Source organism: Achromobacter spanius (genome assembly GCF_003994415.1).
Lineage (GTDB): Bacteria > Pseudomonadota > Gammaproteobacteria > Burkholderiales > Burkholderiaceae_B > Achromobacter > Achromobacter spanius_C.
This window is the reverse complement of the sequence record NZ_CP034689.1, coordinates 6,574,659-6,586,877: the sequence shown is the minus strand read 5'-3', so window position 1 is coordinate 6,586,877 and position 12,219 is coordinate 6,574,659. Positions and strand designations below refer to the sequence as shown.

The window sequence follows — 12,219 nt, the reverse complement described above, 5'->3', positions numbered from 1 at the left end:
CAACCCCGTCGGGCGGTTTGCGAATTCGTCGTAAAATGCACCGTTTTCTACCGGACCGCAGCCTGATTGCAGGTTGATAGAAGAGCCGGCAACCCGATGGCGAACGCCATCTTTAGATTCAAAGGAAACTTATCATGCGTCACGGTAATGGCTTGCGTAAGCTCAACCGCACCAGCAGTCACCGTCTTGCCATGTTCCGCAACATGGCCGTTTCGTTGATCACTCACGAAGCCATCAAGACCACGCTGCCGAAGGCGAAAGAATTGCGCCGCGTCATCGAACCCCTGATCACGCTGGGCAAAGAGCCCACGCTGGCGAACAAGCGTCTGGCATTTGCCCGTCTGCGCGATCGCGATGCGGTGGTGAAGCTGTTTGCCGAAATCGGCCCGCGCTACGCGGCCCGTAACGGTGGCTACACCCGCGTGCTGAAGATGGGCTTCCGTCAAGGCGACAACGCTCCCATGGCTTTCATGGAACTGGTTGACCGTCCGGAAGTTGATGAAGCCGCTGAGGACAGCGCCGAATAAATTCGGTTGCTAGATAAGCGACAAGGGCGGGTCTTCGGACCCGCCCTTGTTTTATTTGCGCTGGGCATTTGCGTGTCCGGCGTTGGCGCATCCGCCTCGCGCTTCAAATCAGGACGCGTGCAGTTCCCCGCGTAATTGCGCGGCAGTGGCCGCCAGCACCTCCTGAGGCGGTTGTGGCGGCATCTTGAACGTCAGGTTCTGCTGTTCGATGTATGCCGTGGACGTGACGTCCTGCGTGTGGTGCATGGGAATGACGTGCGCGTGGGCGTGCGCCACGTGTATGCCGGTGAAGGCGAATCCCACCCGTTCCACGTCGTACAGGCGCTTCATGTGGCGGCCCAGCTTTTGCCCTAGATTCACGATGTGCCCCGCCAGGTCGGCCGGCATGTCCTCGAAGTACGGGTAATGCTGCTTCGGAATGATCAGCGTGTGTCCCGGCCGCACGGGTTGGATGTCCAGGAAGGCCATCAAACGCTCGTCTTCATGAATGATGTGGGCGGGAATCTCGTGCCGGGCGATCCGGCAGAACAGGCATTGGTCTGGCATGCGGGCCTCGTGAAAGCGGGTGGCATGATGGCGGCGTCGATACGGCAGCAGATGCAGGCTGCGGCGGTCCGAGCGCGGATTTGCGGGCCTGGACTCGACAACCGGCGTTCGGCGCAATACCGATAAAATACCCCGAGTTACATCCCACAAGGGTATCTCAAGGAGCCTCCATGTTGCGCGATGACGACGTCGTGCTGGTCATCAGCAATGCGCCTGATCTCTTGCTGGCCAAGCGCATCGCGCATGTGCTGGTTGAAGACGGATTGGCCGCATGTGTGAACCTTGGCGCGCCGGGCCTGTCCATCTATCTGTGGAACGGCGTGGTCGAGGGGACGGAAGAAGTCCCCATCCACATCAAGACCACCTACGCGCGTCATCAGGCCGTTGTTCAGGCCCTGGCGCAGATGCATCCCTACGATGTGCCCGAAATCATTGTGCTGCCGGTAATCGGCGGCGCCGCACCCTATCTGGATTGGGTTCGCGAGCAGACGGCTGTCAAGCAAACCAAGAGAGAATAATGTTGCAACTTGCCGGTATCGTCGGTGCGCCGGGGCGCCCGATTCATGCCATCCGCGCGGCGCGCGCCTTGATCTGGCGCAGCCTGGTGTTGCTGGCGACGGCGCTGTTGCTGCTGACCTGGCAAGCGGCCGCGCAGGCCGAAACCGAGTTCCTGGAACCCGAAAAGGCGTTCGTGTTCAGTGCGCGGATGGCCGCGCCCGATACCTTGGAACTGCATTACAAGGTCGCGCCCGGCTACTACATGTACCGTGAGCGCTTCGGCATCACGATTAGCCCGATCGGCGCCACCACATTGGGCGAGGCGGTCTACCCCAAAGGCGAGGTCAAGTACGACCCGACCTTTGAAAAGGACATGGAGGTCTTTCACAAGGATGTGATGATCCGCGTGCCGGTCGGCGCGGGCGGGCAGCCCTTTACCCTGACTTTGACCGGGCAGGGCTGCGCGGATGCTGGCCTGTGCTATCCGCCCATGGACAGCAGCGTCAAGCTGACTCCGGTTGCGGGCGGTTATGCGCTGGCGGGCGGGTCGGCCGGAACAACAGGACAAGCGATACAAGACGGACAGGCCACGTCGGCCCCCGCATCCACGGGCTTGGGCGCACTGGTCAATGCTGGCGACACCGGCCTGGCCGACGCGCTGGGCGGCCTGGGTTGGGCCAAGACGGCCGGCGTGTTCCTGATTCTGGGCTTGTTGCTGGCGTTCACTCCCTGCGTGCTGCCGATGATTCCCATCCTGTCGTCGATCGTGCTGGGCGGCGCGGCGCAGGCCCGACCCTCGCGGGGACGCGGCCTGGCCTTGGCGGCGATGTATGTGCTGGGCATGTCAGTGGTCTACACCGCGCTGGGCGTGGCCGCCGGCTTGAGCGGCGCCGGCCTGGCCGCCTGGTTGCAGACCCCGTGGATCCTGACGCTGTTCGCCATCCTGCTGACCGTGTTGGCGCTGGCGATGTTTGATGTCTTCACGTTCCAGATGCCGTCAGGCGTGCAGGCCAAGCTGTCCGAGCGCTCGTCGCGCGTTCCAGGCGGCCGCTACACCGGTGCGCTGGTGATGGGCGCTTTGTCAGCCCTGATCGTCGGGCCTTGCGTTGCCGCGCCGCTGGCCGGAGCGCTGTTGTATATCTCGCAGACGGGCGACGTGGTGCTGGGCGGCTCGGCCCTGTTCGCCATGGCCTGGGGCATGGGCGTGCCATTGTTGATCGTGGGCGCATCGTCGGGCGCCTTGCTGCCCAAGGCCGGCCCCTGGATGGACGGCGTCAAGCGCCTGTTCGGGATGCTGCTGCTGGCGACGGCGTGGTGGATGCTGATACCGGTGGTGCCCACCTGGGTGCAGATGACGGGCTGGGCCTTCCTGGCGGTTGTTTCGGCGGTGATGCTGCGTGCGTTTGATTCCTTGCCCGACGGTGCCGGTGCCGGACGCATGTTCGGCAAGGGGCTGGGGCTGCTGCTGGCGCTTGCCGCCGCCGCATGGCTGGTGGGCGCGGCCAGCGGCGGGCGCGACGTGCTGCAACCCTTGTCGCATCTGGCCGCGCGTGCCGACGCATCCGTGGGCACGGCCGTCACCAAAGGCGAGCTTCAGTTCACCCGCGTGCGCAACAACGCGGAATTGGATGCGCTGCTGGCGCAGAGCACCCAGCCGGTCATGCTGGATTTCTATGCCGACTGGTGCGTGTCGTGCCGCGAAATGGAGCGGTTCACGTTTACTGATCCGGGCGTGGCGCAGCGCATGTCGGGCATGTTGTTGGTGCAGGCCGACGTCACCGCGAACAACGCTGATGACCGGGCCCTGCTCAAGCGCTTCCGCCTGTTCGGCCCGCCGGGCATCATGTTCTTTGAACCGGGCGGCAAGGAACTGCCGGACGCGCGCGTCGTCGGTTTCCAGGACGCCAAGCGCTTCACCCAATCGTTGGACAAGGTGCTGGTGCGCTGACGACGGGCGATATACCATGGCGGCTGCGCCGCGTGGGCGGCGCATCCCACTCCCACCAGGCCGGCGCCCGTGACGTCCCCAACAGTTGATGCAAGCCAAGACCGACAAGGTCTTATCTATCTTCAATTGATGTTCGTCATGGCCACATGGGGCCTGAACATCGTCTCCATCAAGTACCTCACGCAGCATATGGACATCCAGGCGCTGGCCGCCGTTCGGATCGTCATTGCGTTCATCACCGTCACCCTGATCATCAAGGCCCGTCGAGGCCGCGTACCCAAGCTGGGTCGCGTGGAGCTGGGCTGGGTGGCGCTGGCGGGCTTCCTGGTGGTGTACGCGCACCAGGTAGCGCTGGTGTCCGGGCTGCGGTTCTCGTCGGCGGCCAACGGCACGCTGATCATGGCCACCAGCCCATTGTTGTCGGCATTGCTGGCCGCGCTGTTCTATCGCGAAAAACTGACCACGGTACGCATCTGCGGGGCATTGCTCGGCCTGCTGGGCGTGGGCATGGTGGTGGCGGGCAGTGGGGCGCAGTTCGGCCTGACCGGCTGGGGCGATGCGGTTGTTTTCGTGGCCGTGCTGGTGTTCGTGTGTGGCGGGCTGGTGATCCAGCGCATGTCGCGCACGATGGATCCGCTGGGCATGCTTTGGTACATGTACCTGGCAGGCGGGCTGATGCTGGTGGCGCACGCGCTGGTGACGCCGTCTTCTTATCAGACCGATACGTGGCAGATGACGTGGTGGCCGTGGCTGGTGCTGCTGTTTTCGGCGGTGATCGCCTCAGGCGTCAGCAACATCATCTGGAACGCGGGCATCGCGCGGCTGGGCATCAGCCGCGCGGCCTTGTTCGTGAACTGGCTGCCGATATTCGGGCTGCTGTTCGCGTCGCTGTTCCTGGATGAGCACGTCACCTTGATCCATGTGCTGGGCCTGGCCTGCGTGTTGGGCGGAACGTGGCTGGGGCTGCGCCGGACGACGCCGGCGCCTGCCCGTAAAGCCGCTTAGCGCTGTGCCTTGAGCAGCGTAGCCGCTTCGATGGCGAAGTACGTCAAGATGCCGTCGGCGCCAGCGCGCTTGAACGCCAGCAGCGCTTCCATCATGACCTTGTCGTGGTCCAGCCAGCCGTTGGCGGCGGCGGCCTTGATCATCGCGTATTCGCCGCTGACCTGATAGGCGAACGTGGGTACGCGGAAGGTGTCTTTCACGCGACGCAGCACGTCCAGATACGGCATGCCGGGCTTGACCATGACCATGTCCGCGCCTTCGTGCAGGTCGGCCGCCACTTCACGCAAGGCTTCATCGAGGTTGCCCGGGTCCATCTGGTAAGCCATTTTGTTGGACTTGCCCAGGTTGGTGGCCGAGCCCACGGCGTCGCGGAACGGGCCGTAGAACGCGCTGGCGTACTTGGCCGAGTAAGCCATGATCTGCGTGTGGATGTGGCCGTTGGCTTCCAGTGCTTTGCGGACCGCGCCGATGCGGCCGTCCATCATGTCGCTGGGGGCAACCATGTCGACGCCGGCCGCGGCTTGGGTCAGCGCCTGCTTGACCAGGATCTCGACCGTGATTTCATTGATGACGTAGCCGTTCTCGTCGATGACGCCGTCCTGGCCATGGCTGGTGTAGGGGTCCAGCGCCACATCGCACAGAATGCCGAGTTCGGGGAAACGCTTTTTCAGTTCGCCCACCACGCGCGGAATCAGGCCGCGCGGGTTGGTGGCTTCGACGCCGTCGGGCGTTTTCAGCGAGGGGTCGATGACGGGGAACAGCGCCATCACCGGTATGCCCAGTTTCACGCATTGCTCGGCAACCGGCAGCAGCGTGTCCAGCGAATAGCGGACCACGCCGGGCAACGACGCCACGGCTTGCTGCACGCCCGTGCCGTCGGCCACGAAGACGGGGTAGATCAGGTCATTGACCGTCAGCGCATTTTCGCGCACCAGGCGGCGGGTGAAGTCGTCGCGGCGCAGGCGGCGAGGGCGGGAAACCGGAAACTCAGGGGTGATGATCTGCGGGTTCATGATTCGACCTTGGGGGAAATCCAATTCTCAATGTGGGCGCCGGCTTCTTCCAGCCCGATGCGCTCGGGCGCCGAGAACGGGATGGTGTGCAGGGCGCCGATGTCGGCCAGGTCTTTGCGGACGGAGAACACCGTGCGCATGCGCTGGCCGTAAGGCAGTTTGTCGGCCTTGGTCAGCAGCGCCAGCACAGGGCGTCCGGTGGGGGCGATGAAGTTGGCCAGGCGGCGGTCAAGTTCGGTGACGCCGCGGCGGATGTCGATCAGCAGCACGATGCCTGCAAGCGACTCGCGGTCGCGCAGATAGCCGCCGAGAATGTCCGCCCATTTTTCTTTTTCGTTGCGCGCGACCGACGCATAGCCGTAGCCGGGCAAGTCAACGAGAAAACCGATGTGGCCTTCCGGATCCAGCGGGTCGGGCAAGCCGAACATGTTGATCAAGCGCGTGCGGCCCGGCGTCTTGCTGGAAAACGCAAGACGGCGCTGGTTGCACAGCACGTTGATGGCCGTGGATTTGCCGGCGTTTGAGCGGCCGACAAAGCAGACCTCGGGAGCGCCGGCGGCCGGCAACTGGTCGAGGCGAGCTGCGGAGGTAAGGAAGGAGGCGCGATGTAGGAGGGACACGGATGGGCTTTGGATACGGTTGGTTTCGAGCCCTATTGTATAATCCGGCGTTTGCAACAGTGGTCCCCGTGCGCGGAGCCGTCTTTTTTGCTTACTGTTTAGGTGCCTGCGGCAACTTGGCAGGCAGAATGGGCAAACGAGGTTCGATACGGTTTTCCAGGGTGTGCGGGGCAGGCGTGGGCGCCTTTTTGCGCCTTGATCGATGTGATCGTCGAGGTCTTCATGAAGCGTGTGCTGTCCCGAATGTTGGTTGCGAGCGGGCTGTTGCTCGGCGCCTCCGCCTTCTCTACACCCAGTTTCGCCGCTGACGGCGCTGCGGGCCCGGCCAAGCCAGATGCCGCCAAGGGCGGTCAGCTGTTTGACCAGGGCGACGCCTCCAGAGGCATCATCGCCTGTGCGTCCTGTCATGGCGCGGCGGGCAACAGCACCATCCCGGTGAACCCCAACCTGGCCGCGCAACCCCACGAATATCTGGCCAAGCAATTGGCCGACTTCCAGATCAAGCAGGGCGCCAAGCTGCCCGTGCGCAATGGCCCGGGCGGCAATCCCACCCCGATGACCGCCATGGCGCAAAACTTGACGCCTGCCGATATGCAGAACATCGCGCTGTACCTGGCGCAGCAGCCTCTCAAGGAACCCGCCACGGCAGGCCAGGAGAAGCTGGTGGATCTGGGCCAGAAGATCTGGCGCGGCGGGTTGCCCGAACGCAATGTGCCGGCCTGCGCGGCTTGCCACGCTGCCAATGGCGCCGGCATTCCCGCCCAGTACCCCCGCTTGTCGGGGCAGTTCCCCACGTACATCGAAGAGCAGCTCAAGCTGTTCCGCAGCGGCGACCGCAAGAACGACATCATGTTCGCGATTGCCGACCGCATGTCGGATGCCGATATCAAGGCGGTGTCCGACTACGCGGCAGGCCTGCGGTAGGCGTCAGCCCGCAACACGCGCGGCTGGTCCGCGTTCACGCAACCTGAGCGTGACGGAACCCGATTCCGTTACGCGCTGTCTATGAGGGGGGTAGCCGATCGCGCGGCCCCCCTTTTTTCATGAATTCAACACGCACCCACACTCGCCCCTCCTTGCGCAGCCTGCCCGGTGACTTCTTCGAACTGCTCGGTTCGATGCGGTTCGCCGTCAGCCTGTTGATGTTCATCTGCGTGGCGAGCCTGGTGGGCACGGTGTTGCAGCAGAACCGATCGTCCAGCAACTACATCGACCAGTTCGGTCCGTTCTGGTACGAAGTGTTCGACAAGTTCTCCATCTGGCACGTCTATAACAGCTGGTGGTTCCTGCTGATCATGGGCTTCCTGGTCGTGTCGACATCGGTGTGCCTGATCCGCAACGCACCCAAGATGCTGCGCGACGCGCGCTCGTTCCGCGAACATGTGCGCGCCAGCAGCCTGCGTGCCTTCCCGCATCGCGTGGAAACGGAAGAACCCACCGACGTCGCGCAGACCTCGGCCGGCCTGAAGTCATTGCTGGAACGGCTGGGTTACGCCGTGCGTGTACGGCAGGACAACGACGGCGTGCTGCTGGCCGCCAAGAAGGGCAGCGCCAACCGCCTGGGCTATGTGTTCGCGCACGCGGCCATGGTCATCATCTGCGTGGGCGGCCTGCTCGACAGCGAGTTGCCCGTGCGGCTGCAAGTCATGTTCGGCGGCAAGCAGCCCATTGTCGACAACATGCTGATTTCGGAAGTGCCGGAAAGCGGCCGCCTGTCGGTCAATAACCCGAGTTTCCGCGCCAGCGTGCTGGTGCCGGAAGGTGGCCAGGCCAGCACGGCGGTCGTGATGGTGGGCGACGGGGCTCTGGTGCAGCCGATGCCCTTCACGCTGAAGCTGAAGAAATTCGTGGTCGATTACTACTCGACCGGCATGCCCAGCCGTTTCGCCAGCGAAGTCGAAGTTACCGACCCGGATACGGGCAAGACCTTCGATTCCACCATCGAGGTCAACGAACCGCTGCGCTTCAAGGGCATGACGGTGTACCAGTCCAGCTTTGACGATGGCGGCAGCACGGTGGTCTTGAAGGGTTATCCGCTGGTAGGTTCTCAGGATGCCACGTTTACGGTGGACGGCACGGTGGGCAAGACAAGCGAAGTGACCGCTCACACGTCGGGCGGTCCGCGCAGCATGGGCGTCGAAATCACGGCCATGCGGCCGATCAATGTGGAAGACCTGACCCGCGGCGATCCCAAGGGCGCCAACCAGAGTTTTGCTGAACACGTGGCCTCGGTGTCGGGCAGCGCGGCGGGCAAAAAGAACGAGAACCTGCGCAACGTGGGCCCCAGCGTTGAATACAAGCTGATCGACGATGCGGGCCAGGCGCACGAATTCCAGAACTACATGCTGCCCATGGAACTGGACGGCGCCAGCGTCTTCCTGGCCGGCGTGCGCAACAATGCGTCCGAGCCGTTCCGTTATCTGCGCATCCCGGCGGACGACGACAGCTCGATCGCGGAATTCATGCGGCTGCGCGCCACGCTGGCCGACCCGGCCGCGCGCCGCGAAGCTGCCCGCCGTTTCGCCGAGCGCAACAGCCCGTCCGGCGCTGACCAGCAACCCCTGCAAACCGCTGCCGAGCGCGCGCTGGAGACCTTTGCGTCAGGCGGCCTGCAAGCGGTGGCCGCTTTTCTGCAAGCCAACACGCCCGCCGCCGACCTGGAGCGGGCCGCTGATGTGGTGATCCGGCTGATCGGGGCCAGCATGAACGAACTGCGCGCCATTGAACGCGAACGCGCCGGCTTGCCCCCCGTTGCGGTCGAAGGCCCCGACGGCGAGCGCGCGGCAGTATGGTCGCGCCTGGCCGTGGCGGCACTGTCCGATCTGACGGTCTATCCCGCGCCGGTGTTTCTGTCGCTGGCCGACTTCAACCATGTGCAGGCCAGCGTGTTCCAGGTCAGCCGCACGCCGGGCAAGAATACGGTCTACCTGGGCAGCCTGTTGTTGGTCCTGGGGGTGTTTTCGATGTTCTACATCCGCGACCGCCGCGTCTGGATCTGGGTCAAGCCGCAAGGCAGTGGCAGCAGCGTCCTGGCGGCCATGACGTCCCAGAAGCGTACACTCGACTTCAATCAGGAGTTTGAACGCTTCAAGCAGGCGCTGCTGCGCCAGAAAAGGTCTTAAGGTTTTCTTATGTCGACGACGACCACCCCGCACCCTTCCTCGCCGGACACGCTGAACGTGGCGCCCGAGGTTCTCTGGCAAGACAGCCTGTCGGAAACGGGCGACAACCGCGCCCGACGCGGCAAGCCGGACTGGACCGACGTAGTCTTCTTCCTGTTGCTGTCGGTGGGCGCGGCCTTCGCGCTGACCCGGCACGGCAACGCGATGGACTATTACGAGAAGATCATCCTGTGCGGCACCGTGCCCGCGTTGGCGTGGCTGGGCTGGCTGTGGCGACCGCTGCGCCGTTTGATGGTCGCCTGTGCGATCGCGGCGGGCCTGGCCTTGATGCTGTACGGCAATGACCTGGCCCGCGCCGAGCAGGTGTTCTTCCTGAAGTACCTGTTCTCGTCGCAGTCCGCCATTCTGTGGATGTGCGCGCTGTTTGCGCTGGCCATGGTCTGTTACTGGATCGGCGTATTCAGCCCCACCGCCGCGTGGCTGGGCACGGCGTTGACGTGGGGCGCGGTGTTTGCCGGCGTCACCGGCTTGTTGGTGCGCTGGCGCGAAGGCCACCTGATGGGGCCTGACCTGGGGCATATCCCCGTCAGCAACCTGTACGAAGTCTTTGTCCTGTTTTCGCTGATCACGGCGCTGTTCTACCTGTATTACGAACGCAAGTACGCCACGCGCGCACTGGGCGGTTTCGTGCTGCTGGTGGTGACGTCAGCCGTCGTGTTCCTGCTTTGGTATTCCTTCACGCGCGATGCCGGCCAGATCCAACCGCTGGTGCCGGCGTTGAAAAGCTGGTGGATGAAGCTGCATGTGCCCGCCAACTTCATCGGCTACGGCACGTTCTCGCTGGCGGCGATGGTGGGCTTTGCCTACTTGGTCAAGCAGCACGGGCAGACCACGTCGTGGGCCAAGCTGGCGCCCTTGTTCATTCTGGGCGTGTTGCTGTGCGCCGAGCCGATGGTGTTCCGCACCGACGGCCTGTCCGCCACCTGGATGCTGTACTTCGGCGTGGGCGCCGTGATCGTGGGCGCCATCCTGCTGGGCCGCCGCCGCATCGCCGCCGCGCTGCCCTCGCTGGAGGTGCTGGACGACATCATGTATCGCGCCATCGCGATCGGCTTCGCCTTCTTCACGGTGGCGACGATTCTGGGCGCACTGTGGGCAGCGGATGCCTGGGGCGCGTACTGGCAGTGGGATCCCAAGGAAACCTGGGCGCTGATCGTCTGGCTGAACTACGCGGCCTGGCTGCACATGCGCCTGATCAAGGGCTTGCGCGGCACCATGGCGGCCTACTGGGCGTTGATGGGCCTGCTGATCACCGGCTTTGCATTCCTGGGCGTGAACATGTTCCTGTCGGGGCTGCACTCGTACGGTCAGTTGTAAATACGCGGAAGACTGACCAAAAGGCCCCTCGGGGCCTTTTTCATTGGGACTTGCCGGGCTACCGCGCCAATGTACTCGCCAGCATTGGCCCGTCCGAGGATCACAGTGTGGATTCACCTCGCAGCAAATCGTCCAGCGTCTCGCGCTGGCGCACGACGTGATAGTTGCCGCCGTCGACCATGACTTCGGCGGCGCGGGCGCGCGTGTTGTAGTTGCTGGCCATCGCCATGCTGTAGGCGCCCGCCGATTCCACCGCCAGCACATCGCCCTGCTTGATCGCCAGCTTGCGTTGTCTGGCCAGCCAGTCGGCGCTTTCGCAGACGGGGCCGACGATGTCATATTCCACTTGATCGCCGGCGCGCGGGCGCAGCGCTTGCACGCCATGGTAGGCCTCATAGAGCGCGGGGCGCAGCAAGTCGTTCATGGCGGCGTCGACAATGGCGAAGTTGCGGGCTTCGGCATGCTTTAGATACTGCACGGTGGTCAGCAGCACGCCCGCGTTGCCGACGAGCGAACGGCCTGGTTCCAGCACCAGATGCAGATGCCCCTGGCCGCGCGCATTCAGGCGTTCAAACACGCGATCCAGCAACGCCTTGGGCGAAGGGGGTGTTTCATCCGTATAGCGGATGCCCAGGCCGCCGCCCAGGTCCAGATGAGCGATGCGAATGCCTTCGTGATCCAACGCGTCGATCAGGTCCAGCAACTTTTCCAGCGCATCGAAATAGGGACTGATGTCGGTCAGTTGCGAGCCGATATGGCAGTCGACGCCCACGATGTCCAGGCCCGGCAAGGACCGCGCAACGCGATAGGCGTCCAGCGCTGATTCGATGGCGATGCCGAACTTGTTCTCTTTCAGGCCGGTGGAGATATAGGGGTGCGTCTGCGCGTCCACGTCGGGGTTCACGCGCAGCGACACCGGGGCTCGCACGCCAAGTGCTTCGGCCACGTCGGACAGGCGGTGCAGCTCGGCTTCGGACTCCACGTTGAAACACTTCACCTTGGCCGCCAGCGCGTCGCGCATTTCCCAGGCTTGCTTGCCCACGCCGGAAAATACGACCTTGGACGGATCGGCGCCCACCGCCAGCGCGCGTTTGAGTTCCCCGCCCGAAACGATGTCAAAGCCCGCGCCCAGCCGCACGAATTCCTTCAACACCGCCAGATTTGAATTGGCCTTCATGCCGTAGCAGACCAGCACGGGGCGTTGCCCGATGGCGCTATGGTAGGTTTCCCAGGCGGCCTTGAGGGCCGCGCGCGAATAGACGTACAGCGGGGTGCCTAGCCTATGCGCCAGATGGTCCAGGGGAACATCCTCGGCGTACAGTACGTTATTGCGGTACTGGAAATAAGGATGACCGGCCAGCTCGGGCGGCAAGGGATAGGCAGACGTCATGGAATCGAGGGCGGGGCCGGAATTTGCGGCGTGGGTTGCGAACTCGACGGCGGCTTGCCGTCAGGCGTCGGCATATATAAAGGCCCCTTGTACCCGCAGGCCGCCACCATGCCGGAGGCCACAAGCGTGGCTACAATGCGAAGAGCCATGCGGCTGAATGCCAATTGGAACAC

Annotated in this window: 12 protein-coding genes; 7 read left to right on the top strand and 5 right to left on the bottom strand. The window is 63.9% G+C overall.

Translation table 11 applies throughout. The features are described from left to right. Window positions 1-134: 134 nt before the first annotated feature. A complete protein-coding gene (gene rplQ / locus ELS24_RS30215; protein ID WP_006389635.1) occupies window positions 135-527 on the top strand; it encodes a 50S ribosomal protein L17 in 393 nt (130 codons plus the stop codon). A 108-nt stretch (window positions 528-635) separates the two neighbouring features. Here rplQ and ELS24_RS30210 read toward each other — a convergent pair whose 3' ends face one another. After that, complete coding sequence (locus ELS24_RS30210) at window positions 636-1,073, bottom strand: HIT family protein (RefSeq protein WP_127186179.1); 438 nt, start codon at window positions 1,071-1,073, stop codon at window positions 636-638. A 170-nt stretch (window positions 1,074-1,243) separates the two neighbouring features. On the opposite strand from ELS24_RS30210, the gene cutA reads away from it, so the two are divergent. From cutA to ELS24_RS30195, 3 genes are all read left to right on the top strand, one after another. Beyond that, window positions 1,244-1,591: a divalent-cation tolerance protein CutA gene (gene cutA, locus ELS24_RS30205; protein ID WP_127186178.1), complete on the top strand. Its 348-nt coding sequence runs from the start codon at window positions 1,244-1,246 to the stop codon at window positions 1,589-1,591. After that, a complete protein-coding gene (gene dsbD / locus ELS24_RS30200) occupies window positions 1,591-3,519 on the top strand; it encodes a protein-disulfide reductase DsbD (RefSeq protein ID WP_127186177.1) in 1,929 nt (642 codons plus the stop codon). The genes cutA and dsbD overlap by 1 nt, the downstream gene beginning before the upstream one ends. A gap of 129 nt (window positions 3,520-3,648) precedes the next feature. After that, window positions 3,649-4,524, top strand: coding sequence for a DMT family transporter (locus ELS24_RS30195; RefSeq protein WP_050448344.1), 876 nt, complete (start codon window positions 3,649-3,651; stop codon window positions 4,522-4,524). Here the strand turns inward: ELS24_RS30195 and hemB are convergent. After that, the gene (gene hemB / locus ELS24_RS30190; RefSeq protein ID WP_050448301.1) at window positions 4,521-5,537 is read right to left on the bottom strand and encodes a porphobilinogen synthase; all 1,017 of its coding nucleotides are present in this window, start codon (window positions 5,535-5,537) and stop codon (window positions 4,521-4,523) included. The two genes, ELS24_RS30195 and hemB, sit on opposite strands and share 4 nt — an antisense overlap. After that, window positions 5,534-6,157, bottom strand: coding sequence for a ribosome biogenesis GTP-binding protein YihA/YsxC (yihA, locus tag ELS24_RS30185; protein ID WP_006216506.1), 624 nt, complete (start codon window positions 6,155-6,157; stop codon window positions 5,534-5,536). Before yihA ends, hemB begins: the two co-directional genes overlap by 4 nt. Before the next feature lie 222 nt (window positions 6,158-6,379). On the opposite strand from yihA, the gene ELS24_RS30180 reads away from it, so the two are divergent. The 3 genes from ELS24_RS30180 to ccsB all read left to right on the top strand — a co-directional run bounded on the left by ELS24_RS30180 (window position 6,380) and on the right by ccsB (window position 10,656). Further along, on the top strand, window positions 6,380-7,081 hold the full coding sequence (locus tag ELS24_RS30180) for a c-type cytochrome (RefSeq protein WP_127186176.1): 702 nt from the start codon (window positions 6,380-6,382) through the stop codon (window positions 7,079-7,081). A 119-nt stretch (window positions 7,082-7,200) separates the two neighbouring features. Beyond that, window positions 7,201-9,279: a cytochrome c biogenesis protein ResB gene (locus tag ELS24_RS30175; RefSeq protein WP_205736947.1), complete on the top strand. Its 2,079-nt coding sequence runs from the start codon at window positions 7,201-7,203 to the stop codon at window positions 9,277-9,279. A gap of 9 nt (window positions 9,280-9,288) precedes the next feature. Then, window positions 9,289-10,656 carry a c-type cytochrome biogenesis protein CcsB gene (ccsB, locus tag ELS24_RS30170; protein WP_083447463.1) on the top strand — a complete coding sequence of 456 codons (1,368 nt, stop codon included), beginning with the start codon at window positions 9,289-9,291 and terminating at the stop codon, window positions 10,654-10,656. Window positions 10,657-10,756: 100 nt separating this feature from the next. On the opposite strand, the gene lysA is transcribed toward ccsB, so the two are convergent. Together lysA and lptM are read right to left on the bottom strand one after the other, a co-directional pair. Then, window positions 10,757-12,046, bottom strand: a complete 1,290-nt coding sequence (lysA, locus tag ELS24_RS30165) for a diaminopimelate decarboxylase (protein ID WP_127186175.1) — start codon at window positions 12,044-12,046, stop codon at window positions 10,757-10,759. Then, a complete protein-coding gene (gene lptM, locus ELS24_RS31475) occupies window positions 12,043-12,156 on the bottom strand; it encodes an LPS translocon maturation chaperone LptM (RefSeq protein WP_240669585.1) in 114 nt (37 codons plus the stop codon). The genes lysA and lptM overlap by 4 nt, the downstream gene beginning before the upstream one ends. Window positions 12,157-12,219 lie beyond the last annotated feature (63 nt).

Bases quoted from the DNA above. Each gene is read 5' to 3' on its own strand.
- ELS24_RS30195 (WP_050448344.1), top strand. From the start codon at position 3,649: ATGTTCGTCATGGCCACATGGGGCCTGAACATCGTCTCCATCAAGTAC.
- ELS24_RS30175 (WP_205736947.1), top strand. From the start codon at position 7,201: ATGAATTCAACACGCACCCACACTCGCCCCTCCTTGCGCAGCCTGCCC.
- lysA (WP_127186175.1), bottom strand. From the start codon at position 12,046: ATGACGTCTGCCTATCCCTTGCCGCCCGAGCTGGCCGGTCATCCTTAT.
- ccsB (WP_083447463.1), top strand. From the start codon at position 9,289: ATGTCGACGACGACCACCCCGCACCCTTCCTCGCCGGACACGCTGAAC.
- ELS24_RS30210 (WP_127186179.1), bottom strand. From the start codon at position 1,073: ATGCCAGACCAATGCCTGTTCTGCCGGATCGCCCGGCACGAGATTCCC.
- lptM (WP_240669585.1), bottom strand. From the start codon at position 12,156: ATGGTGGCGGCCTGCGGGTACAAGGGGCCTTTATATATGCCGACGCCT.
- ELS24_RS30180 (WP_127186176.1), top strand. From the start codon at position 6,380: ATGAAGCGTGTGCTGTCCCGAATGTTGGTTGCGAGCGGGCTGTTGCTC.
- cutA (WP_127186178.1), top strand. From the start codon at position 1,244: ATGTTGCGCGATGACGACGTCGTGCTGGTCATCAGCAATGCGCCTGAT.
- hemB (WP_050448301.1), bottom strand. From the start codon at position 5,537: ATGAACCCGCAGATCATCACCCCTGAGTTTCCGGTTTCCCGCCCTCGC.
- dsbD (WP_127186177.1), top strand. From the start codon at position 1,591: ATGTTGCAACTTGCCGGTATCGTCGGTGCGCCGGGGCGCCCGATTCAT.
- rplQ (WP_006389635.1), top strand. From the start codon at position 135: ATGCGTCACGGTAATGGCTTGCGTAAGCTCAACCGCACCAGCAGTCAC.